We start from the raw sequence: 21,617 nt of genomic DNA, 5'->3' as shown, positions 1-21,617 counted from the left end.
CGCGGGCCCGGCTCTCCCCCCTTCCGCCACTCGCCAAGAAATGATGGACCGGCGAGGAGCGTGGCTTGGTGCGGTTCGCGCACATAACAACCTCATGGGGGGAGAACGGCTGATACCGCTTGCGTGCCGGTATCGCCTGATATCGGTGGTCGGCAGCGGCGGAATGGGCACGGTCTGGCGTGCCCACGACGAGATGCTGGACCGGGACGTGGCGGTCAAAGAGGTGCACCTTCCGGAGGGCATCACCCAGGGCGAGCGCGGGGCCCTGTGCAGACGTCTCATCGGCGAGGCCCGCGCCACCGCCGCGCTCCGGCACCCCGGCGTGGTCGACGTGTACGACGTCGTCGTCGAGGACGGCCGCCCCTGGATCGTCATGGAGCTGCTGCGGGCCCGCTCGCTGCACCAGGTCGTCGCCGAGGACGGGCCGCTCAGCGTGGCGCGCACCGCCGCGGTGGGACGGGCCGTCCTGTCGGTGCTGCGGGCCGCGCACGACGCCGGCATCCTGCACCGCGACGTCAAGCCGAGCAACGTGCTGCTGTGCGACGACGGCCGGATCCTGCTCACCGACTTCGGCCTCGCCGTGCACACGGGGCGGGGCGGGGACGAGATCGCCGAGACGCTCGTCGCCGGGATCGAGGGCTCGCCCGCCTACCTGCCGCCCGAACGGGTGCGCGGCGGGCCGAGCCTGGAGGCGTCCGACCTGTGGGCGCTCGGCGCCACGCTCTACGCGGCGGTCGAGGGCGAGCCGCCGTTCCTGCGCTGCCATGCGCTGGCCTCGATGCTCGCGGTGCTGCTGGGGGAGTACGCGGCGCCCGTGCGGGCCGGGGCGCTGGCGCCGCTGATCTGCGGGCTGCTGAGCGACGACCCGGCCGGACGGCCGTCCGCCGACGCGGCGGGACGGTTGCTGCGCACCGCCGCGCGGTCCCGGTCCAGGTCGGCGGCCACGCTGCCGGTGGAGATGCTGCGGGCGGCCCGGCGGGCGGCGCGCCGGGGTCCGCTGCGGGCCCGCTCGGCGGCACGGGTCGCGCGCCGCGGCCGGCCCCGGTTCGGGGCGGTGATCAGCGTGGCGACGCTGGCGGTGCTGGTGATCGGCTTCGGGACGTGGACGGCGCGGTGGACCTCGATCGGCACCAGCGAGGCCGTGACGCTGTTCCCGGCCCCCGAGGCGCGCACCGGCACCGTCCCCTACCGCGAGGCGGGCGCCTACACCGTGGAGATCCCGGCGGGCTGGCAGCGCGAGCAGCGCGGCGCGGCGGTCGAGTGGCGGTCGCCGGGCGGCGGGCAGGGGCTGCGCATCGGCCCGGCCCCCGGTGATCCACTGGACGGGCTGCGCGCCGCCGAGACCGACGCCGCGGCGCGCGACCTCTACCCGGGATACCGGCGGCTGCGGCTCGAACCGGCGCCGGAGCTGGCCGACGGCGCCGCCGAGTGGGAGTTCGCGTGGGACGGCACCGGCCGCTCGCGGGGAGGCATCGACGCCTCGTACGGCACGGACCGCATCCGCGGCGCGGAGGGCGCCGGCGGCGGGGCCGGTGATGGGAGGACCCGCGGTGACGGGGGCCGCGGCGACGGGGTCGCCCGCGGCACCGAAGGAGCCTCGGGCTCCGGCGGGAGCTTCTCCGTCGACGCCGGGACCGGCGCGGGCGGCGTGACCGGCCGGGGCGTCCAGGGCGCGGGCGGCGCGAACGGCGCGGGCGGCACGGAGGGCAGGCACGGGCTGCGCAGCCGCGCGGCCGGGTACGAGTTCTTCTTCTTCGCGCCCGAATCCTCGTGGACGCCGGGCCAGCGGCTCTTCGACAAGATCCTCAAGTCGTTCCGGCCGGAGCGGCCGTCCTGACGGATCAGGTCGTCTGCTGGATTCTCAGCAGGAACTCGGCGTTGGACCCGGTGCCCTTCATCTTCTCCACGAGCGTCTCGACGGCCTGCTGCTTGTCGAGGCCCTGGAGCACCCGGCGGAGCCGCATGCTCAGCGCCAGCTCCTCGGGGGACATCAGCAGCTCGTCGCGGCGGGTGCCGGACTGGTCGATGTCGACGGCGGGGAACACCCGGCGGTCGGCGAGGCTGCGGTCGAGCTTGAGCTCCATGTTGCCGGTGCCCTTGAACTCCTCGAAGAACACGTCGTCCATCCGGGAGCCGGTCTCGACCAGCGCGGTGGCGAGGATGGTCAGCGAGCCGCCGTTCTCGATGTTGCGCGCGGCGCCGAAGAACTTCTTGGGCGGGTAGATCGCGGTGGTCGCCACGCCGCCCGCCAGGATGCGGCTGTTGGACGGGGCGGCCAGGTTGTAGGCGCGGCCGAGCCGGGTGATCGAGTCGAGCAGCATGACCACGTCGTGGCCCTGCTCGACCAGCCGCTTGGCCCGCTCCACGGCCAGCTCGGCGAGCGCGGTGTGCTCCTCGGCGGGCTTGTCGAAGGTCGAGTGGATCACTTCGCCGCGCACCGTGCGCTGCATGTCGGTGACCTCTTCGGGGCGCTCGTCGATGAGGACGACCATCAGGTGGCAGTCGGGGTTGTTCTGGCTGATCGCGCTCGCCAGCGCCTGGAGGACCATGGTCTTGCCGACCTTGGGCGGCGACACGATCAGACCGCGCTGGCCCTTGCCGATCGGCGCTACCAGGTCGATGGCGCGGGTCGCGAGCGGGCCGGTGTCGAGCCGCAGCCGCTCCTCGGGGAACAGCGGGGTCAGCGCGGCGAACTCGGGGCGCCCGGCGGCCTCGGCCGGGAGGACGCCGTTGACGCTCTCCACGTGCACGAGCGCGTTGAACTTCTCCCGGCCCGAGCGCGGGGTGCGGGCGGTGCCGACGACGGCGTCGCCGGGACGCAGGTTGAACGTCTTGACCTGGGCGAGCGAGACGTACACGTCGGCGGGACCGGGCAGGTAGCCCTCGGTCCGGACGAACGCGTGCTTGTCCTGCACGGCGAGGATGCCCTGGAAGCCGACGACCGGCTCGTCGGCGGCCTGCTGGTGCTGCTGGTGCTGGACCGGGCGGCGTCCCTGCGCGGTACGGCGGGTGGCCTGCGCCGGCATCGCGGCGCGCCCCGCTGCTGGGGGCTCGGCTTCGGTGGTGATGGTGCTGGTGGACATGAAGGTCCCTTCTCAGGCTGGTACGGAACTCGCCGCGTCGCCTGGCGTCGGTTCCCGCGTACGACGGGGGAACCCGCGGCGTGTACGCGAGCGGTGTGAGGGGAAAGCAGCTCGGTTCACCGGGCTGACGTCTGCTCCCTAGGTGCGATGGCCACTGAACTCGGGCCTGCCCGTGTTCGAGGTGGAATCACCGGGCACTCAGATGGCCCGGACGGGGAAAGGGCGCCGTCACCGCGTACTTGGCATTGACGGAAATCCCATGGCGCTTTCCTTGACAGTACAGCAATCGGGGGCCGATTCGCATTCCCGGAACTCACCGCGTCTTCGTCGGCTTCGCCGGCCTGGTGGTCCGGGTGCCGGTGGATCTGGTCGGGCCGGTGGACGCGGGCGTACGGGTCCTGACCGACGTCAGGTCGCTCCAGGCGGGCGCGCGCCCCGAGGCACCGCCCCCGCCCCCGGCACCGTTTCCGCCGGTCTGGCCCGCGCTGAGCACGTCCCCCGGCGGGTCGGTGCAGACCAGCGGCTGCTCGGTCGTGGATCTCGCGGACGAGGTGGCTCGCGAGCGCGGCCGTTTCTTGCCGTGAGCGGTGCCCTCGCACCCGGTCATCATTATGGCGAGCCCGAGCGCACCGGCCCCGATCACGACGCGCGTCGCCCAGCGTGGGTCGTTCATCTGTGTCCCCTGGAAGCCCGATGGTGCGTTCAGGGCACGCGTCCCCCGGTGCCCCGAACGATCCTTTGGCCCCTTATGACTCTCCTGGAAGGCCCCAGGTTCCGATCAATCCGGCGCGGGAGCGGTCACGGGAGGATCTGGAGCACCCAGAGCCGCTCGTCCCGGTCGAAGGCGAACTCGATGTCCTGAGGGCCGCCGAACACGTGCGAGGCCCGGGAGGCGAGCCGGGCGAGCGAGCGGAGCTGGTGCCGGCTCAGCAGGCTGTGCTCGTCGTGGATCCGGTCTCCGGCGGCGTCGACGGCCCGGCCCCAGTGGGTCAGCACGTAGCGGGTGCCGCCCACCTCCCCGCCGGCCAGGGCCTGGGGGCCGCCCTCCACGGCCGACACGATGACCCGATCGGTGCGGCCGTCCAGGGGCCCGGCGCCGAGCATCACGCCGCTCGTGACGGCGTCCAGCCGCGGCTGGACGAGGACCGCCATCGTCCCGGGCCCGTCCGCGGACGCTTCCACGCTCTTCACGGCGCCGAGGAATCCCGGCCACTCGCGGACGCCCGGCACCGGCCCGAACCGTCCGGCTCCCGGCGGCCTCGCGCCGTCCTTCTGGATGGGCGAGGACCGTACGACCACCGGCCGCTGCCCGTTGTGGGAGAGCCTGGCCCAGGCGGCTCGCAGTTCACCGGTGTTCCGGTAGACGGCGCTGTCGGCGGCGCACTGCACGGGGACCACGAACCCGGGGAGCACCGGCAGGTCGTGCTGACCCGCGCGCGCGAGGTAGGCCGCCTTGACACCCACCCGGTCCGATTTGGTCGCCAGAGGGGCGTCCAGATGAATGGTCCAGAAGACGCCTGTGCTTTGTGCCACCGCGACCTCCGTTCCCCGTGGCCGCCACTAGTAAGAATCAGCTTTGGGCCTGGTGAATTCCCCTGCCGGGCTCCTTGACACATCCCCCCGGCAGGGGCGCCCGGCAGAACGCTCCGTACGATTACGGCGCGACGGTGCCGGACGCCTGGGAACGGCCCGGACCGGTGGAGAAGACGAACCGGAGGGGACGCCGATGGCCGAGGTGCCGGAGATGCGCTGCGAGGTCGCGGAGGGCGTCGGGACGATCACGATCGACCGGCCCGCCAAGCGGAACGCGATGAGCGCGGCCATGTGGCGGGACCTGCCCGTCCTGCTGGACGGGCTCGCCGCCGATCCCGCCGTCCGCGCGGTGGTGCTGACGGGGGCGGGCGGGAACTTCTGCGCGGGCGCCGACATCGCCGAGCTCGCCGATATCCACACCGGCAACGGGACGGCGCTGTCGACCGTCGCGGAGACGGCCCTCGCCGCCTTCCCCAAGCCGACCCTGGCCGCGATCGAGGGGTTCTGCGTGGGCGGCGGCTGCCAGCTCGCCGCCGCGTGCGACCTCCGGTTCGCGACCGAGGGCGCGCGGTTCGGGATCACCCCCGCCAAACTGGGCATCGTGTACCCGGCCGCGGCCACGGCCCGCCTGGTGCGGCTGGTCGGACCGGCCGCCGCCAAGTACCTGCTCTACTCGGCGGACCTCATCGGCGCCGAGCACGCCCTGCGGATCGGACTGCTGGACGAGGTCGTCCCCGCGGACGCGCTGCGGACGCGGGTCGCGGAGTTCACCGCCACGATGGCGTCACGGTCGCTTCTCACCCAGCGCGCCACCAAGGACATCGTGGACGCCGTCTCCAGCGGCGGGCCGGTCGAGGAGAAGGCGCGCGGATGGCTGGACGAGTTCAACGCCAGTAGCGACGGCGCTGAGGGCATCGCCGCCTTCCTGGAGGGCCGCAAGCCGCACTTCACCTGGACGGCCCCCACGACGGGCTGACGACCCCCTGACTCCCGCCGTTCCCTTGCCTACTCCCTGAGGGCGGACCATCCCGACACGTCGCAGAAGCGCCCCTCCGGAAGGCACCTCAGGCGGTCCGCCGCTAAAGCGGGGTCGGCGACCAGGGCGGCGGCGTCCGGCCGGAGTAGTTCGGCGAGTGGCAGCACTCCGCACAGCAGTGCCTCCGCCGTCCGGACGATGAGCAGGGGGCCGAGCTGGACACAGCCCTTGTCGATGCCGTGCAGCTCCTGGAGCAGGTCGCGTACGGCGTCGTCCGCTGGGGGGCCGCCGCCGGTGCGTCCGGTGCGCAGCCCGCCCAGCAAGTCGATGAAGTCGCGCTCCAGGCCGCGCGGGCTACGACCCGACAGGTAGTAGCGGACCAGCCAGAACCCGTCCTGCTCCACCGGGTGGGTCAGCTCCACGCGCAGCTCGTACCGTTCGGCGAACGCCTCGTACAGGCCGATGAGGGTGAGCCCGTCGGCCTCCTCCGCCGGGGACGACCCTCCGGTGAGCGCGCCGGTGACCAGATCGGGCGGGTCGGCGCCGAGCGACGCCGCGACGGCCTGGTCGAGCCGTCCGACCAGATGCGCGCGGAGCGCCCCGACGTCGGCGGTGAGCCGGTCGGCGATCTCCCGCTGCCTGGACAGCCGGGCGTTGACGTCGGGGAGCATCCGCTCGTTGATCTGCGCGACCAGCGAGCGGACGCGCGCGTCGGTCTCGCGCAGCGCCCCGTCGTCGCGGGACCGGTCGCCGGTCAGCAGCTCGAACCGCTCCTCCTGGTCGGCTGCCAGGCGGTCGAGGCGCTTGGCCTGCGCGACGCGGAACCGCTCCAGCTCGTCGCGGGTGCCGCGCAGCGCGGCGAGCTGAGTCCGGAGGTCGGCGATCTCGGGCGCGCTCGCCGGCTTCTTGCGCTCGAACGCCAGGTACAGTTCCCGGCCGGCGATCGCCAGGCAGAGCAGGATCAGGATCACGGTCATCGCGCCCTCCCGGGGCCGTCTCGCCCGAGCAAGATAATTCACCCGGAGCGCGGCCGGTAGAGCGTGGAGGGACCGCTCAGTGGTTCAGGTAGGCCAGAACCGCCAGTACCCGGCGGTTGTCGTCGCCTGCCACGGCCAGGCCGAGCTTGAGGAAGATGTTGGCCGTGTGCTTGGTGACGGCCCGCTCGGTGACCACCAGCGCCTGCGCGATCGCCGCGTTCGACCGGCCCTGCGCCATCAGCTCCAGCACCTCCAGCTCGCGCGGGGTGAGCCGCCCGAACGGCTCGTCGCGGGTGTTGCTGGCCAGCAGCCGGGAGATCACCTCGGGGTCCATCGCGGTGCCGCCCGCCGCGACCCGGCGGATCGCGTCGACGAACTGCGTTGCGTCGAAGACCCGGTCCTTCAGCAGGTAGCCGATGCCGCCGCTGCCGTCGGCGAGCAGCTCGCGGGCGTAGAGCTGCTCCACGTACTGCGACAGCACCAGCACCGGCAGGCCGGGGACCTGGCGGCGGGCCTCCAGCGCCGCCTGGAGGCCCTCGTCGGTGAAGGAGGGCGGCAGCCGCACGTCGACCACCGCCACGTCCGGGCGGTGGTCGAGCAGCGCCTTGAGCAGCGAGGGGCCGTTGTCGACCGCGGCGGCGATCTCGAACCCGTGCGACTCCAGGAGGCTGACCAGGCCCTCCCTCAGGAGTGCGAGATCTTCGGCGAGGACAACGCGCACGGCAGCTCCAGCGTCACGATGGTCTGGCCGCCCGGAGGCGAGGTCAGGGCGAGGACGCCGTCGAATGTACCGATCCGCCGCTCGATCCCGCGCAGCCCCGTCCCGCCGCCGAGCGTGGCGCCGCCCCGGCCGTCGTCGGTGACGGTGATCCGCAGCATCCCGGCGTCGTGCCGCATGTCGATCCAGACCCGGTCCGCACCGGAGTGCTTGGCCGCGTTGGTGAGGATCTCCGAGACCGCGAAGTAGGCGGCCGACTCCACCGGCGCGTCGGGACGTCCGGACAGGTCGACCTGGACCTCGGGCCGCAGCGGGTGGTCGAGCGCGAGGGCCCGCACCGCGTCGCCGAGGCCCCGGTCGGCCAGCACCGGCGGGTGGATCCCGCGGACCAGGTCGCGCAGCTCGTGCAGGGCCTTGGCGGACGACTCGCGGGTCTGGGCGAGCAGCAGCCGGGCCTTCTCGGGGTCGCGGTCCAGCAGGTGCTCGATCGCGCCGAGGCTCATCCCCATCGCGACCAGCCGGGCCTGCGCGCCGTCGTGCAGGTCGCGCTCGATCCGGCGCAGCTCGGCGGCGGAGGTGTCGACCGCGTCGGTGCGGGTCTCGGTGAGGTGCTGGACGCGCAGCGCGAGGCGGGACCGCTCGGTCGGGCCGAGCAGCAGCCGTCCCCACCGGCCGTAGACGGCCAGCAGCTTCGGCCCGGTCAGGTGGCCCAGCGCGATAAAGGCCACGCCGAGGAGCACCGTCTCCACCCGGGTGCCGGTGTCGGCGCCGTACCCCTTGGTCACGTGGATCCAGCCGTACCAGACGTTGCCGCCGTACGAGGTGATCAGGTCGCCGGCGAAGCCGCCGAGGAGCAGTCCCCACACCCCGTACAGGACGAGGAAGGCGGGCAGCAGCGCGGTGAACACCGACACGACCGGGTCGGCGAACACCCACATCAGGTCGCGCCAGGACGCGGGGTCCGAGAGCAGCGCCATACACCGCTTGACGTGCCCGTTCAGGCCCGGCTCGAACTCGGGCCCGGGCAGGTACGGGCGCTCGATCCGCTGGCCGGTCCACTGGCCGATCCAGTCGCGGTAGACGTCCAGCAGCCCGCGCATCGCGATCAGGATCGGCGGCACCAGCAGGATGCCGACGCCCAGGCCGATCATGGAAAGGGCGGAGATCAGCGCACAGGACAGGAGCATCGCCGGCCACGAGAGCAGCCACAGCCGGGCCCCGCGCCAGGGAGCCCGGACATGGCTGTCGAGCCGGGTCTCCTCTGCCAGTTCTGTGCTCACGTCGTCCTCCGTACCTCGCCGCTGTATCGAGTACCAGTCTCCGGCGAGTCCCCCGTGACCACAGTGTGCCCGGAACCCGGACATGGGGTGTACCTGAGTCCACCCCAGGCCCTCTGTAAGCGGACGGCGGCTAAAGGGCGACGAAGGACAGCCCGCGCTTCTTCAGCTTCGGGATGACGGTGCCCAGCGCCTTGAGCGTCTGCGACCGGTCGCCGCCGCCGTCGTGGCAGAGCATGATGTTGCCCGCCTCGCTGCCGAGCAGCGTCCGCCGGATGTGGCCGACGCCCGGCCGGGACCAGTCGCGCGGGTCGACCGCCCAGTCGATCGGCAGCATGCCGTGCTCGGCGGTCAGCTCCAGCACGGTCTTGGACCACGCACCGCCCGGTGAGCGGAAGAACTGCGGCACCACGCCGGTGATGTCGGCGATGAGGTCGTGCGACTCGACGATCTCCTTGCGCACCCGCTTGCGCGACATCCCGGCGATGGTGATGGGATGGGTCATGGTGTGGTTGCACACCTGGTGACCGGCGTCGGCGATCCGCCGGGTCAGCTTGGGGAGCTCCTTGACCTGCTCGCCGATGATGAAGAACGTCGCGTGCACTTCGTGCTCGGCCAGCAGGTCGAGCACTCGCGGCGTCCAGGTCGGCTGCGGCCCGTCGTCGATCGTCAGCGCGATCGTCTGCGGCGGGGGCGGCGGGGTGAGCTCGGAGAGGTTGCGCACCGGGGTCTTGGTGGCCGTCAGCTTGGCCGGCGTCCACGCTGCGGGACGCGGCGTCGGCGTGGGGGTCGGCGTCGGGCTCGGCGACGGATGGAGGATCGCGCGCGGTCTGGCGGTCGTCGCGGGGGACGCCGCGGCCCGGTGGCGCGACCCCGGCCGCACTCCGTCCGCACCCAGGGCCGCCAGCCCGACGGCCGCCGCGCCCATCAGCCAGAGGGCCTTGCGACGGGACGCTTCCTTCGACTCACTTTCCGCCACAACCCCTACGCTATCGGGGTTTCCGGGAGGTATGGGCCAGCATTCGGATCACAATCGGCTCAACCGGGACGGCGGATGAGAAACGGGGGCGGGCGATGAGCGCGGCACCTGCGGTCGGACCGCTGCTCGGGCTGGTCCTGCTCGCCCTCACCGCGGTCGCGGCGCTGCTGGCGCGGCTCGGCGGGCTCGGCCTGGCCCGCGAGGTCGTGGTCGCCGCGGCGCGCGCGACCGCGCAGCTCACGGTGGTCTCGCTGCTCATCACGGCGGTGCTCGGCAGCGCCGGCTGGACGGCCGCGTTCATCGCCGGGATGGTGGGGGTCGCCGCCCTCACCGCGGGCCGCCGCGTGTCGGCCCCGCCCTGGTGGACGGCGCTGCCGATCGTCGCGGGGGTCGTGCCGGTACTGGCGCTGCTGCTCGGCTCGACGCTCGTCCCGCTGCGCCCGGTCGCGGTGCTGCCGATCGCGGGCATCCTGATCGGCGGCGCGATGACCGCGACCGCGCTGGCCGGGCGCCGTGCGCTGGACGAGCTGCGGACGCGGCGCGGCGAGTACGAGGGCGGTCTCGCGCTCGGCCTGATGCCCCGGGACGCTGCGCTGGAGGTGTGCCGACCCGCCGTCGCGCTCGCGCTCGTCCCCGTGCTCGACCAGACCCGCACCGTCGGGCTGGTCACGCTGCCCGGCGCGTTCGTCGGCGTGCTGCTGGGCGGCGCCGACCCGGTCCAGGCCGGCGCGACCCAGCTCCTGGTGCTCATCGGGCTGCTGGCGATCGAGTCGGCCGCCGTCCTGATCACCCTCGAACTCGCCGCGACCGGCCGTCTCGGCGGCGTCGCGCACCGCTGACCCGCGCGCCGGCGCCTTCCGGCGGGCGCCGCACAAGGCAGGTGCCGCGCGGTGACCGCCCTGCGCGCGCGGCGGACGGGACCGGTCAGGCGACGCAGGCCAGGGCGTCGATCTCGACGAGCATCGCGGGATGCGGGAGGCCGACGGCGACGGTCGTGCGGCTGGGGAGGACGCCGCTCGGGCAGTTCTCCTTCACGAACTCGGTGTACGCCTCGTTCATCGCGGCGAAGTCGTCGCGGGTGGTCAGGTAGACGCGGAACATCAGCACGTCCTCGACGCTCGCGCCGCCCGCGTCCAGGATCGCCTTGATGTTCTCCAGGACGCGGCGCGTCTGCGCCTTCACGTCGCCGGGGTACAGGTACGCGCCGTCCGCCGGGTCCTGCGGGCCCTGCCCCGAGACCTGGAGCATCGGACCCTTGCGGACGCCCTGGGAGAACGCCCAGGCGGCGGCCGGGGCGGCGGTGGTGCTGATCTGGGTCTTGTCGGTCATCGGGTTCCTCATCGGGTGTGGCCGCACTCGGCGGAGATGGCGCGGGCGGTGGCGAGCAGCTCGGGCAGCAGCTCCAGCGTCCGGTCGCGGTCGAGCACGATGTCCGGGACGGAGATCGACGCCGCTGCGACGACCCGTCCGCCGGCCGCGCGGACCGGCGCGGCGAGGCAGCGGATGAACGTCTCGTGCTCGGCGTCGTCCATCGCGAAGCCCCGCTCGGCCACCCGGACCAGCTCGGCGAGCAGGTCGCGGGGACCGGTGATGGTGTGTTCGGTGAAGGGGGTGTACTCGATCGTGGCGGCGACCTCGCGGCGGCGCGCCTCGGGCAGGTCGGCGAGCAGCACCTTGGCGATCGCGGTGGCGTGCAGCGGCATCCGCAGCCCGACCCGGGAGTACATCCGGATCGAGTGCCGGGAGTCGTACTTGTCGAGGTAGACGACCTCGCCGCCCTCGTAGACGCCGAGGTGGACGGTGTGCCCGGTCGCCTCGTTCAGCCGGGCCAGGTGCGGGGCGGCGATGCCGCGCACGCCGCGCTGGTCGAGCGCGGCGCCCGACAGCGCGAACAGGCCCGAGCCGAGGTGGAAGCGGTGCGCGTCGTCGCGGTGGACGAACCGCTGCTCCTCCATCGTGCGCAGCAGCCGCAGCACGGTGGTCTTGTGCACGCCGACCGTGGCGGCCAGCTCGTCCAGGGTCCGCGGCCCCTCGCCCAGATCGTTCAGGATCAGCAGTCCGCGCGCCAGGCTCTGGCTCATCGCGCCCCCTCGTTCGGTGCGCCCTCGCCGCGGGCCCGGTCCCCGCGCGCGACGCCGGTCGCGCGCACGGTCGTCGCGGCCCATTCGCCGGGGGTCGCGGCGAGCAGGTCGTCGACGAGCGCGGGCGGCGGTGGAGGGCCGTGATCGCCGTGCACCACGAGGGTGGACGCGGCGGCGAGGTGACCGAGGCGCAGGCGACGGCGCTGGTCGTATCCGCGGAGCGTACCGGTCAGGTAGCCGGCGGCGAACGCGTCCCCCGCCCCGACCCGCTCGACCACCTCGACGGACAGCGCGGGCTCCTCCACCGGCGGCGCCGAGCGGGTCAGCGCGGTCGCGCGGTGCGCGTCGTCCTTGACCACGATGGTCTCGGGCCCGGGGAGCAGCGCGCGCAGCTCGGCGGGGTCGCCGGTGCCGAGCGCCTCGGCGGCCTCGTCGGCGCCGAGCAGGACGATGTCGGCGGCGTCCAGCAGCGGTCGGAGCACGGAGGTGTCGCGGTCGCGCCACAGCGCGGGCCGCCAGTTGAGGTCGAAGCTCACCAGCCGGCCGGGCCGGGGCCGCCGCAGGAGGGCGGCGACCAGGTCGAGCGCGCCGTCCGACAGCGCGGCGGTGATGCCCGACAGGTGGACGAGGCGCGCGGCGCTGAGCGGCGGCTCGTCCAGGAGCCCGGCGGTGAGCGCGGCGCCCGCCGAACCGTCGCGGTAGTAGTGCAGGACGCTGCCGTCCGGACCGGTCTCCTTCACGTACAGGCCGGTGGCCCGGACGGGGTCGACGGTCACGGCGCGGGTGTCGATGCCCGCGGCGGCGAGGTCGCGGACGATGCGGCGGCCGAAACCGTCGTCGCCGACCCGCCCGACCCACGCGGTCGGCACGCCGAACGCCACCAGTCCGCGCGCCACGTTGGCCTCGGCGCCGCCGATGGAGTGCCGGAACGCGGCCACGTCCTCCAGGGGGCCGGGTCGGTCGGGGAGCAGCGCGGCCAATGATTCGCCCACGCAAACGGCCAGCGGCACGCTTTTCATCGGCCCCTCTCGGTATCGCGGTCACGATTCGATGCCGGCCCGTTGACCTGCATGCGACGGCGATGCTACAACCGCAGCAGCACAGAATGCAATGGCCGTTGCGGTACGTGCAATCAAGGAGGTCCTGATGGTGGCTACGCTCGACGGCGCGGCCGTCGACGCGCTCGGCGACGAGCGGCTCGACTGGCGGTTCAAGGCGGTCCCGGCCGCGGCGCACGGCGCGACGGTCGCCGAGTTCCGGCGGTCCCGGCCGCCGCTGGACGACTTCGGCACCCCGCTGCTGACCCTCGACGCGGGCGCCCTGGACCACAACGTACGCGTGATGGCCGCATGGACGGCCGCGGCCGGCGTCGAGCTCGCGCCGCACGGCAAGACCACGATGGCCCCGGCGCTGTGGCGGCGGCAGCTCGACGCCGGCGCCTGGGGCATCACGGTCGCCAACCTCCCGCAGCTCCGCGTCGCCCGCGCCTTCGGCGTCACCCGCGTGATGCTCGCCAGCGCGCTGCTCGACCCGGCCGGGCTGGCGTGGCTGGCCGCCGAGCAGGACGGCGACCCCGGGTTCGCGTTCGTGTCCTGGGTCGACTCGGTGCGCTCGGCCGAGCTGATGGACCGGGCCCTGCGCGCGGCGCGGGCGCAGCGTCCCGTCGACGTCTGTGTCGAGCTCGGCGCCCCGCACGGCCGCACCGGGGTCCGCGACGACGACGGGGCGCGGGCCGTCGCGGAGGCCGTCCGCAGGGCGCCGACCCTCCGGCTCGCCGGGACCGCCGGGTACGAGGGCGCGCTCGCCCACGACGCCTCCGCGGACGGCCGCGCCGCCGTCGACCACTACCTGCGCAGGCTGGCGGGCCTGCACCGGAGCCTCGACCACGAGGTCGACGCCCCGGTCGTCACCGCCGGCGGCAGCGTCTACTTCGACCAGGTCGCGGACGTCCTCGGCGGGCTGCCCGGCCAGGTGGTGCTGCGGCCCGGCGCCTACATCGTGCACGACGACGGCTTCTACCGGCAGATCTCCCCGTTCGGCCGGGGGGCGGGCGACGGCGCGCGGCTCCGGTCGGCGATGCACGGCTGGGCGCGCGTGCTGTCCCGTCCCGAGCCCGGCCTCGCCCTGCTCGACGCGGGCAAGCGCGACCTGCCGTTCGACGAGGGCCTGCCCGAGCCGCAGCTCGTCCGCGCCGCGAAAGGCACGGACGGCGCGAAGGGCGCGGACGGCGCGGACGCGGCGCTCGCGGGCGCCCGCGTCACCGCGCTCAACGACCAGCACACGTTCCTGGTGGGCGCCCGCGTGGAGGTCGGCGACGTCGTCCGGTTCGGCCTGTCGCACCCGTGCACCGCACTCGACAAGTGGACACTCGTCCCGGTCGTCGACGACGCCCACGCCGACCGCCCCGTGCTGGTCGACCTGGTCAGGACGTGGTTCTGATGCCCGGCCTGCTGATCCGCGGCGCCACCGTCGTGGACGGCACCGGCGCCCCCGGCCGGGTCGCCGACGTGACCGTGGCCGGCGGCCGGATCACCGGGATCGGCCGCCGCCTCACCGGCGGGCGGGTGCTCGACGGCGACGGCCTCGTCCTCGCCCCCGGGTTCATCGACATGCACGCCCACTCCGACCTCGCGCTGCTCGCCGAGCCCGATCACCTCGCCAAGATCGGGCAGGGCGTCACCTGCGAGGTCATCGGGCAGGACGGGCTGTCGTACGCGCCGGTCGACGACCGGACCCTCCCCGAGATCCGCCGCACCATCGCGGGCTGGAACGGCGACCCGGCCGGCTTCGACTGGTCGTGGCGCGGTGTCGGCGAGTACCTGGACCGGCTCGACCGGGGCATCGCCGTCAACGCCTGCTACCTGGTGCCGCAGGGCACGGTGCGGATGCTCGCGATGGGCTGGGACGCCCGCCCGCCGACGCCCGCCGAGCTGGACCGGATGCGCGAGCTGGTCGCCACCGGGATGCGCGAGGGCGCCGTCGGCATGTCCAGCGGCCTCACCTACGTGCCCGGCATGTACGCGGGCGGCGACGAGCTGGCCGAACTGTGCCGGGTCGTCGGCGCGCTCGGCGGCTTCTACGCGCCGCACCACCGCTCGTACGGCGCGGGCGCGCTCGAGGCGTACGCCGAGATGGTCGAGCTGTCGCGGCGCACCGGCTGCCCCCTGCACCTGGCCCACGCGACGATGAACTTCGGCGTCAACAAGGGCCGCGCCCCCGACCTGCTCCGCCTCCTGGACGAGGCGATCGCGGACGGCTGCGACATCACCCTCGACACCTACCCCTACCTGCCCGGCTCCACGACGCTCGCCGCGCTGCTGCCGAGCTGGGCGAGCGAGGGCGGCCCCGCCGCGACCCTCGCCCGGCTCGCCGACCCGCGCGAACGCGACCGGATCCGGCACGCGATGGAGGTCGAGGGGTCCGACGGCTGCCACGGCGTCCCGGCCGAGTGGGACACCATCGAGATCTCCGGCTCCCCGAACGCCACCGTGGTCGGCCGGACCGTCGCCGGGCTCGCCGCCGACTCCGGGCGGCCCGCGTTCGAGGTCTACTGCGAGCGGCTGATCGCCGACGACCTCGCCACCACGATCCTCCAGCACGTCGGGCACGAGGAGAACGTCCAGGCGATCATGCGGCACCCCGCGCACACCGGCGGCAGCGACGGCCTCCTCGCCGCCGCGAAGCCGCACCCGCGCGCGTGGGGGACCTTCCCGCGCTACCTCGCCCGCTACGTCCGCGAGCTCGGCGTCCTGTCCCTGGAGGAGTGCGTCGCGCACCTCACCGGACGGGCCGCGCGGCGGCTCAGACTCACCGGCCGCGGCCTGGTCCGGCTCGGCCACCACGCCGACCTGGTGCTGTTCGACCCCGCCACCGTCCGCGACGCCGGCACCTTCGACGACCCCCGGCGACAGCCCGAGGGCATCCCGCACGTCCTGGTCGGCGGCACCGCCGTCATCGAGGACGGCCGTCCGACCGGGGCCCTGCCCGGCCGGTCGCTGCGCCGCGCCCCGGACGGCTCCACCCGATGACCCCGCCCGGCTGCCCCCTCGACCCCGTCCACCCACGAACCCGATGAATCCCCCGATCTCGATGCCCCCGTCCGATTCACCACCCCCCTTCACGACCGGAAGGCCACCCCGATGATCCATTGGCTGCAACACGAGACGGGCGGGCTGCTCTTGCTGTCCGCGGCGTCCATCGCGGTCCTGCTCTTCCTGATCATCAAGATCAAGCTGGAGCCGTTCGTCTCGCTGCTGGTCGCCTCGCTGCTGCTGGCGCTCGCCGCCGGGCTCAGCGTCGACCAGATCGTCGGCAGCGCGCTGAACTCCAAGACGTCCCTGCTGGAGACCGGATTCGGCGGCATCCTCGGCCATATCGCGCCGATCGTCGGGCTCGGCACCATCCTCGGCGCGATCCTGGAGGCCTCCGGCGGCGCCGACGTGCTGACCCGGCGGCTGCTCGGCATCTTCGGCGAGCGCGGCGCGCCCCTCGCGATGGGCCTGTCCGGGCTGGTCCTGGGCATCCCGGTCTTCTTCGACGTCGGCATCTTCGTGCTGGCGCCGCTGGTCTACGTCACCGCCAAGCGCGGCGGCCGGTCGCTGGTGCTGTACGCGCTGCCGCTCCTGGCCGGCCTGTCGATGACGCACGCGTTCCTGCCCCCGCACCCCGGGCCGGTCGCCGCCGCCGGGCTGCTCGGCGTCTCCCTCGGCTGGCTCATCGTGATGGGCCTGATCTGCGGCATCCCCGCGTTCCTCGCCGCCGGCGTCGCCTGGGGCGCCTGGATCGGCAAGCGCGTCATCGTCGGCGTCCCCGCCGACTACGTGATCGCCGAGCAGGAGCGCGAGGCCGCGGGCGGCGCGGGCACGGGCGGCGAGGGCACCGCCGCCCCGGCGCGTCCCGAGCCGCCGCTGTCCCTCGTCCTGCTGATCATCGCGGTGCCGATGCTGCTGATCCTGCTCGCCACCTTCGGCACGGTCTGGTGGAAGGGCAGCGCCGCGCTGCCGCCGCTGACCCTGCTCGGCAACCCCACGGTGGCGCTCAGCCTCGCGGTGCTGCTGGCGATGTGGCTGCTCGGCGTGCGCCGCGGCATCTCGGTCACCGAGCTGTCCGAGCTGGCCGCCCGGTCGCTCCGCCCGATCGGCATGATCATGCTGGTGATCGGCGCGGGCGCGTTCTTCGGCGCGGTCATCTCCGCCACCGGCGTCGGCAAGGCGCTGGCCGGCACGCTGTCGGACGCGGGCCTGCCGACCATCGTGCTGGCCTACCTGATCAGCTGCGGACTGCGGCTCGCGCAGGGCTCGGCGACCGTCGCGATCGTCACCACCGGCGGGATCGTCGCGCCGCTGGTCGCCGGCGGCGACCACTCCCAGCCGCACCTGGCGCTGATCGCGATCGCCATCTCGGCCGGGTCGATCTTCGCCTCGCACGTCAACGACGGCGGCTTCTGGATCGTGTCCCGCTACTTCAACATGTCGGTTCGCGACACGCTGAAGACCTGGACCGTGCTGGAGACCATCCTGTCGCTGGTCGGCTTCGCCGTCGCGGGTCTGCTCAGCACCGTCGTCTGAGCGCCGTCCCGGCCCACCCCTGGTCCCGGCCCGCCCCGCCGCCTCGGCGCGGGGCGGGCCGAGGCATGGCGGGGTGGCGTCAGGGCAGCAGGCCGGCGCGGCGGGCCGTGGTGACGGCCTCCAGCCGGGTATGGCTGTCGAGCTTGCGCATGGCCGAGCGCAGGTAGCTCTTCACCGTCTCGGGCAGCAGCCCGAGCCGCCGCGCGGCCTCGGCGTTGGTGCAGCCGACCGCCACGTGCGACAGCACGTCCAGCTCGCGCGGCGACAGCACCGGCCGGGGCGGGCTGCCGGGGTCCGCGGGGCCGGGCCGGCCGGCGGCGCGGTCCGGCGGGGCGGCGGTGAGCCGTCCGGCCGCCGCCAGCCGCACCGACGCCTCGCGCAGCCGTTCCCGCGTGTGCGGGTCGCGCACCTGCTCGGCCAGCCCGCGCAGGTCGGCGTGGACGGCGCGGACCTCCTCCCAGCGCGCGGCGGGCGAACCCGCCCGGCCGTCCCCGGCCGGGGGCCCGCCCCCGCAGGGCGGGACGGCCTCGCGCCACGCGGCGGCCAGCGCCTGGTCGGCCCGGTCCTGGACGGCGAGGTCCTGCTCCAGGTCGCGGGCCGCCTGCATGGCCGCGGTGACCACCCGGTCGGCCAGCGACAGCGGCTCGCGCAGCGCCCCGTACAGCACACCGCGGACGTGCCGCCGCACCACGATCGGCACCGCGACGATCGACAGCAGCCCCTCGCGCCCCACCGGCCGGTCGTAGTCGTGGCTGATCGCGGTCGCCCGCGGGTAGTCGCTGACCCAGACCGGGCGGCCCATCGCCATCGCCTTGCCCCCGAGGCCGTTGCCCTGCCGCACCACCAGCCCGTCGAGGGAGTCGGTGGTGTGCCCCACCAGTTCGGTGATGCGCAGCCGGTCGCGGCCGTTCAGCGCGCCGCCGAACACCATGGGCAGCCCGGTGGCGCGGTGCAGGGAGAGCACCGCGGAGCGGACCGCGCCGGCATCGTCACCCATGTCCAGAAGCATGCCCGGTCAGGCCGGGAGGGAAAAGGGCCTCGGGCCCGGCGCGGCCGTGTGCGCCATGGCGCGGCTCAGCCTCGCGCCGCGTCGGCGGCGGGCAGGCCGAGGATGCCGGCCGCCTCGGCGCGCATCTGCACCTTGCGGACCTTCCCGGTGATCGTCATCGGGAACTCGTCCACCACGTGCACGTACCGGGGGATCTTGAAGTGCGCCAGCCGCTCGGCGCAGAACGCGCGCAGGTCCGCGGCGGTGAGCGCCGAGACGCCCGGACGCAGCCGCACCCACGCCATCAGCTCCTCCCCGTACTTGGCGTCGGGGACCCCGATGACCTGCGCGTCCACGATGTCGGGGTGGGTGTGGAGGAACTCCTCGACCTCCCGCGGGTAGACGTTCTCGCCGCCGCGGATCACCATGTCCTTGATCCGGCCGGTGATGCTCAGGTAGCCCGCGCCGTCCATCACGGCCAGGTCGCCGGTGTGCATCCAGCGGGCCGCGTCGATCACCTCGGCGGTCTTGTCGGGCTCGTCCCAGTAGCCGAGCATCACCGAGTAGCCGCGGGTGCACAGCTCGCCCGGCGCGCCGCGCGGCACGGTGACCCCGGTGGCGGGGTCGACGACCTTGACCTCCAGGTGCGGGTGGACGGTTCCGACCGTGGAGACCCGCAGCTCGGCCGAATCGCCCGCGCGGGTCTGGACGGACACCGGGGAGGTCTCGGTCATGCCGTAGCAGATCGCCACCTCGCCCATCCCGAACCGCTCGACGACCTGCTTCATCACCTCGACCGGGCACGGCGACCCGGCCATGATCCCGGTGCGCAGGCAGGACAGGTCCAGGGTGGTGGCGGACGGCTCGGCCAGCATCGCGATGAACATCGTCGGGACGCCGTACAGCGAGGTGCAGCGCTCGGCGGCGCACGCCTCCAGCGTCGCGGCCGGGTCGAAGCCGGGCGCCGGGATCACCACGCAGGCGCCGTGGGTGGTCGCCGCCAGGTTGCCCATCACCATGCCGAAGCAGTGGTAGAACGGCACCGGCAGGCAGATCCGGTCCTCCTCGTCGTAGCCGCACAGCTCGCCGACGAAGTAGCCGTTGTTGAGGATGTTGTGGTGCGAGAGCGTCGCGCCCTTCGGGAACCCCGTGGTGCCGCTGGTGTACTGAATGTTGATCGGGTCGTCGGTGCTCAGCCCGGCGCCGATCGCGGCGAGCCGGGTACGGTCGCCGGCCCGGCCGGCCGCCAGCAGCGCGTCCCAGCCGTCCAGCCCGATCAGCAGCACCTCGCGCAGCGCCGGGCAGGACGGCCGCACCTCCTCGATCATCCCGGCGTAGTCGGAGTTCTTGAACGCCGGCACGGCCACCAGCGTGCGGACCCCGGCCTGGTTGAGCACGTACTCCAGCTCGTGCACCCGGTAGGACGGGTTGATGGTGACCAGGATCGCGCCGATCTTGGCGGTGGCGTACTGCACCAGCGTCCACTCGGGGCAGTTGGGCGCCCAGACGCCGACCCGGTCGCCGGTCCCGACGCCGAGGTCCAGCAGGCCGAGCGCGACCGCGTCCACGTCGGCGGCGAGCCGGTCGTAGGTCCAGCGCCGTCCGGACGGGCGGTCGACCAGCGCGTCCCGGTCGGCGAACGCGGCGACGGTGCGGTCGAGGTTGGCGCCGATCGTGTCGCCGAGCAGCGGCACCGCCGACGTGCCGGAGGCGTACGAGGGCGCGGTCCGGCCCGTCATCGCAGGTCCTCCTCACGGAACTCGCCGGCGGGCCGGGCGTCCGCGTCGGGGTGCCGGTCCACCTCACCCGCGCGCAGCTCGACTCGGCGGATCTTGCCGGAGATGGTCTTGGGCAGCTCGCCGAACTCCAGCAGCCGCACCCGCTTGTAGGCCGACAGCCCGGCCCGGCTGTGCGCGAAGATCGCCTTCGCGGTCGCCGCGGTCGGCTCCCAGCCCGCGGCGAGCGTCACGTACGCCTTGGGCACCGCGAGCCGCAGCGGGTCGGGCGAGGGCACCACCGCGGCCTCGGCCACCGCCTCGTGCTCGATCAGCACGCTCTCCAGTTCGAACGGGGAGATCTTGTAATCGGACGCCTTGAACACGTCGTCGGAGCGGCCGACGTAGGTGATGTAGCCGTCGGCGTCCCGGGAGCCGATGTCGCCGGTGTGGTAGAAACCGCCCGCCATCGCCTCGGCGGTGCGGTCCGGGTCGCCGTGGTAGCCGGTCATCAGCCCGAGCGGGCGGTCGTCCAGGTCGAGGCAGATCTCGCCCTCGTCGCCGCGCTCGCCGGTCACCGGGTCGATCAGCTCGACCCGGTAGCCGGGGACGGGCCGTCCCATCGAGCCCGGCTTGACCGGCCGGCCCGGCGTGTTGGCGATCTGCACGGTCGTCTCGGTCTGCCCGAAGCCGTCGCGGATCGTCCGGTCCCAGGCCGTCCGGACCCGCTCGATCACCTCGGGGTTGAGCGGCTCGCCCGCCGCGACCACCTCGCGCGGCGGCGCCGCCAGCCGGGTCAGGTCGGCCTGGATCAGCATCCGCCACACCGTCGGCGGCGCGCAGAAACTGGTCACGCCGCAGCGGTCCAGGGTGTCGAGGAGCCGGTCGGGGTCGAAGCGGGTGTAGTTGAAGATGAACACGCACGCCTCGGCGTTCCACGGCGCGAACACGTTGCTCCACGCGTGCTTGGCCCAGCCGGGCGAGGAGATGTTGAGGTGCACGTCGCCGGGCCGCAGCCCGAGCCAGTACATCGTCGACAGGTGTCCCGCCGGGTAGGACGCGTGCGTGTGCTCGACCAGCTTGGCCCGCGCGGTGGTCCCCGAGGTGAAGTACAGCAGCAGCGTGTCGGACGCCCGGGTCGCGCCGTACGGGGTGAACGCCTCGTCCGCCTCGTACGCCGCGTCGTAGCGGAGCCATCCCTCGACCGGAGCGCCGACGGCGATCCGGGTGTAGTCGCCGTCCAGCCCGTCGAACTTCGCGACGTCGGCCGAGCCCGCCACCACATGGCGGGCCCGTCCCCTCGTGAGCCGGTCGCGGAGGTCGGCCGGGCCGAGCAGCGGCGTGCACGGGATCAGCACCGCGCCGAGCTTGATCGCGGCGAGCACCGTCTCCCACAGCTCGACCTGGTTGCCGAGCATCAGGACGATCCGGTCGCCGCGCCGCACCCCGGCGGCGCGCAGGTGGTTGGCGACCTGGTTGGAGCGGCGGGACAGGTCGGCGAACGAGTACCTGGCCTCCGAGCCGTCCTCCTCGACGATCCACAGGGCCGGGCCGTCGTTGCCGTCCGCGATGCGGTCGAACCAGTCCAGGGCCCAGTTGAACCCGGTCAGGACCGGCCAGCGGAACTTCTCGTACGCCGTCGCGAGGTCCTCGCGATGGGCGAGCAGGAAATCCCGCGCCGCCCGGAACTCCACTGCCGGCATGGTTCCTCCTGTTGCCGCAC

General features: G+C 73.9%; 18 protein-coding genes and 1 pseudogene. 7 read left to right on the top strand and 12 right to left on the bottom strand.

Annotated elements, in window-relative coordinates; all coding sequences use genetic code 11:
• Window positions 1–40 precede the first annotated feature (40 nt).
• Window positions 41–1,837: a serine/threonine-protein kinase gene (locus tag QP090_RS13885; RefSeq protein ID WP_349666490.1), complete on the top strand. Its 1,797-nt coding sequence runs from the start codon at window positions 41–43 to the stop codon at window positions 1,835–1,837.
• A gap of 4 nt (window positions 1,838–1,841) precedes the next feature.
• Here the strand turns inward: QP090_RS13885 and rho are convergent.
• Window positions 1,842–3,008 (bottom strand): annotated as a pseudogene (gene rho, locus QP090_RS13880) (transcription termination factor Rho); the annotation flags it as partial.
• A gap of 428 nt (window positions 3,009–3,436) precedes the next feature.
• Here rho and QP090_RS13875 point away from each other — a divergent pair.
• Window positions 3,437–3,667: a hypothetical protein gene (locus QP090_RS13875; RefSeq protein ID WP_285939231.1), complete on the top strand. Its 231-nt coding sequence runs from the start codon at window positions 3,437–3,439 to the stop codon at window positions 3,665–3,667.
• 214 nt (window positions 3,668–3,881) lie between these two features.
• Here the strand turns inward: QP090_RS13875 and QP090_RS13870 are convergent, their stop codons facing one another.
• The gene (locus QP090_RS13870; protein ID WP_285939229.1) at window positions 3,882–4,616 is read right to left on the bottom strand and encodes a PEP/pyruvate-binding domain-containing protein; all 735 of its coding nucleotides are present in this window, start codon (window positions 4,614–4,616) and stop codon (window positions 3,882–3,884) included.
• 193 nt (window positions 4,617–4,809) lie between these two features.
• Between QP090_RS13870 and QP090_RS13865 the strand changes: the two genes are divergently transcribed.
• Complete coding sequence (locus QP090_RS13865) at window positions 4,810–5,592, top strand: enoyl-CoA hydratase/isomerase family protein (protein WP_285939227.1); 783 nt, start codon at window positions 4,810–4,812, stop codon at window positions 5,590–5,592.
• 29 nt (window positions 5,593–5,621) lie between these two features.
• Here QP090_RS13865 and QP090_RS13860 read toward each other — a convergent pair whose 3' ends face one another.
• From QP090_RS13860 to QP090_RS13845, 4 genes are all read right to left on the bottom strand, one after another.
• Window positions 5,622–6,569 carry a hypothetical protein gene (locus QP090_RS13860; protein WP_285939226.1) on the bottom strand — a complete coding sequence of 316 codons (948 nt, stop codon included), beginning with the start codon at window positions 6,567–6,569 and terminating at the stop codon, window positions 5,622–5,624.
• A 76-nt stretch (window positions 6,570–6,645) separates the two neighbouring features.
• Window positions 6,646–7,290 (bottom strand): response regulator transcription factor, encoded by a 645-nt coding sequence (locus QP090_RS13855; RefSeq protein ID WP_285939224.1) that lies wholly within the window; start codon window positions 7,288–7,290, stop codon window positions 6,646–6,648.
• Window positions 7,254–8,567: a sensor histidine kinase gene (locus QP090_RS13850; protein WP_285939222.1), complete on the bottom strand. Its 1,314-nt coding sequence runs from the start codon at window positions 8,565–8,567 to the stop codon at window positions 7,254–7,256. Before QP090_RS13850 ends, QP090_RS13855 begins: the two co-directional genes overlap by 37 nt.
• A gap of 130 nt (window positions 8,568–8,697) precedes the next feature.
• A complete protein-coding gene (locus QP090_RS13845; RefSeq protein ID WP_285939220.1) occupies window positions 8,698–9,543 on the bottom strand; it encodes a polysaccharide deacetylase family protein in 846 nt (281 codons plus the stop codon).
• Between the two features lie 95 nt (window positions 9,544–9,638).
• Between QP090_RS13845 and QP090_RS13840 the strand changes: the two genes are divergently transcribed.
• Window positions 9,639–10,382, top strand: coding sequence for an ABC transporter permease (locus QP090_RS13840; protein WP_285939218.1), 744 nt, complete (start codon window positions 9,639–9,641; stop codon window positions 10,380–10,382).
• Between the two features lie 85 nt (window positions 10,383–10,467).
• On the opposite strand, the gene QP090_RS13835 is transcribed toward QP090_RS13840, so the two are convergent.
• The 3 genes from QP090_RS13835 to QP090_RS13825 are packed head-to-tail and all read right to left on the bottom strand — an operon-like array spanning window position 10,468 to window position 12,634.
• Entirely contained in the window at window positions 10,468–10,872 is a 405-nt protein-coding gene (locus QP090_RS13835; RefSeq protein WP_285939216.1) for a RidA family protein, read from the bottom strand.
• Window positions 10,873–10,880: 8 nt separating this feature from the next.
• On the bottom strand, window positions 10,881–11,624 hold the full coding sequence (locus QP090_RS13830; RefSeq protein WP_285939214.1) for an IclR family transcriptional regulator: 744 nt from the start codon (window positions 11,622–11,624) through the stop codon (window positions 10,881–10,883).
• Window positions 11,621–12,634 (bottom strand): sugar kinase, encoded by a 1,014-nt coding sequence (locus QP090_RS13825; protein WP_285939212.1) that lies wholly within the window; start codon window positions 12,632–12,634, stop codon window positions 11,621–11,623. The genes QP090_RS13830 and QP090_RS13825 overlap by 4 nt, the downstream gene beginning before the upstream one ends.
• Before the next feature lie 136 nt (window positions 12,635–12,770).
• Between QP090_RS13825 and QP090_RS13820 the strand changes: the two genes are divergently transcribed.
• From QP090_RS13820 to QP090_RS13810, 3 genes are all read left to right on the top strand, one after another.
• The gene (locus tag QP090_RS13820) at window positions 12,771–14,063 is read left to right on the top strand and encodes an alanine racemase (protein WP_285939211.1); all 1,293 of its coding nucleotides are present in this window, start codon (window positions 12,771–12,773) and stop codon (window positions 14,061–14,063) included.
• Window positions 14,063–15,652 (top strand): N-acyl-D-amino-acid deacylase family protein, encoded by a 1,590-nt coding sequence (locus tag QP090_RS13815; RefSeq protein ID WP_285939209.1) that lies wholly within the window; start codon window positions 14,063–14,065, stop codon window positions 15,650–15,652. Before QP090_RS13820 ends, QP090_RS13815 begins: the two co-directional genes overlap by 1 nt.
• Window positions 15,653–15,763: 111 nt before the next feature.
• The gene (locus tag QP090_RS13810; RefSeq protein WP_285939208.1) at window positions 15,764–17,191 is read left to right on the top strand and encodes a GntP family permease; all 1,428 of its coding nucleotides are present in this window, start codon (window positions 15,764–15,766) and stop codon (window positions 17,189–17,191) included.
• A 79-nt stretch (window positions 17,192–17,270) separates the two neighbouring features.
• Here the strand turns inward: QP090_RS13810 and QP090_RS13805 are convergent, their stop codons facing one another.
• From QP090_RS13805 to QP090_RS13795, 3 genes are all read right to left on the bottom strand, one after another.
• Window positions 17,271–18,188 carry a helix-turn-helix transcriptional regulator gene (locus tag QP090_RS13805; protein ID WP_285939207.1) on the bottom strand — a complete coding sequence of 306 codons (918 nt, stop codon included), beginning with the start codon at window positions 18,186–18,188 and terminating at the stop codon, window positions 17,271–17,273.
• Between the two features lie 77 nt (window positions 18,189–18,265).
• Window positions 18,266–19,918 carry an AMP-binding protein gene (locus tag QP090_RS13800; RefSeq protein WP_285939206.1) on the bottom strand — a complete coding sequence of 551 codons (1,653 nt, stop codon included), beginning with the start codon at window positions 19,916–19,918 and terminating at the stop codon, window positions 18,266–18,268.
• Complete coding sequence (locus tag QP090_RS13795) at window positions 19,915–21,597, bottom strand: AMP-binding protein (RefSeq protein WP_285939204.1); 1,683 nt, start codon at window positions 21,595–21,597, stop codon at window positions 19,915–19,917. The genes QP090_RS13800 and QP090_RS13795 overlap by 4 nt, the downstream gene beginning before the upstream one ends.
• Between the last annotated feature and the right edge of the window lie 20 nt (window positions 21,598–21,617).

Source organism: Actinomadura xylanilytica (genome assembly GCF_030283145.1).
Taxonomy (GTDB): Bacteria; Actinomycetota; Actinomycetes; order Streptosporangiales; family Streptosporangiaceae; genus Spirillospora; species Spirillospora xylanilytica.
The sequence above is the reverse complement of the archived record's forward strand: the minus strand, read 5'-3'. Positions and strand labels throughout refer to the sequence as shown.

Excerpts from the sequence above, each read along its gene's own strand:
- QP090_RS13815 (WP_285939209.1), top strand. The coding sequence starts at position 14,063 with ATGCCCGGCCTGCTGATCCGCGGCGCCACCGTCGTGGACGGCACCGGC.
- QP090_RS13795 (WP_285939204.1), bottom strand. The coding sequence starts at position 21,597 with ATGCCGGCAGTGGAGTTCCGGGCGGCGCGGGATTTCCTGCTCGCCCAT.
- QP090_RS13865 (WP_285939227.1), top strand. The coding sequence starts at position 4,810 with ATGGCCGAGGTGCCGGAGATGCGCTGCGAGGTCGCGGAGGGCGTCGGG.
- QP090_RS13830 (WP_285939214.1), bottom strand. The coding sequence starts at position 11,624 with ATGAGCCAGAGCCTGGCGCGCGGACTGCTGATCCTGAACGATCTGGGC.
- QP090_RS13835 (WP_285939216.1), bottom strand. The coding sequence starts at position 10,872 with ATGACCGACAAGACCCAGATCAGCACCACCGCCGCCCCGGCCGCCGCC.
- QP090_RS13805 (WP_285939207.1), bottom strand. The coding sequence starts at position 18,188 with ATGGGTGACGATGCCGGCGCGGTCCGCTCCGCGGTGCTCTCCCTGCAC.
- QP090_RS13800 (WP_285939206.1), bottom strand. The coding sequence starts at position 19,918 with ATGACGGGCCGGACCGCGCCCTCGTACGCCTCCGGCACGTCGGCGGTG.
- QP090_RS13860 (WP_285939226.1), bottom strand. The coding sequence starts at position 6,569 with ATGACCGTGATCCTGATCCTGCTCTGCCTGGCGATCGCCGGCCGGGAA.
- QP090_RS13810 (WP_285939208.1), top strand. The coding sequence starts at position 15,764 with ATGATCCATTGGCTGCAACACGAGACGGGCGGGCTGCTCTTGCTGTCC.
- QP090_RS13820 (WP_285939211.1), top strand. The coding sequence starts at position 12,771 with ATGGTGGCTACGCTCGACGGCGCGGCCGTCGACGCGCTCGGCGACGAG.
- QP090_RS13885 (WP_349666490.1), top strand. The coding sequence starts at position 41 with ATGATGGACCGGCGAGGAGCGTGGCTTGGTGCGGTTCGCGCACATAAC.
- QP090_RS13840 (WP_285939218.1), top strand. The coding sequence starts at position 9,639 with ATGAGCGCGGCACCTGCGGTCGGACCGCTGCTCGGGCTGGTCCTGCTC.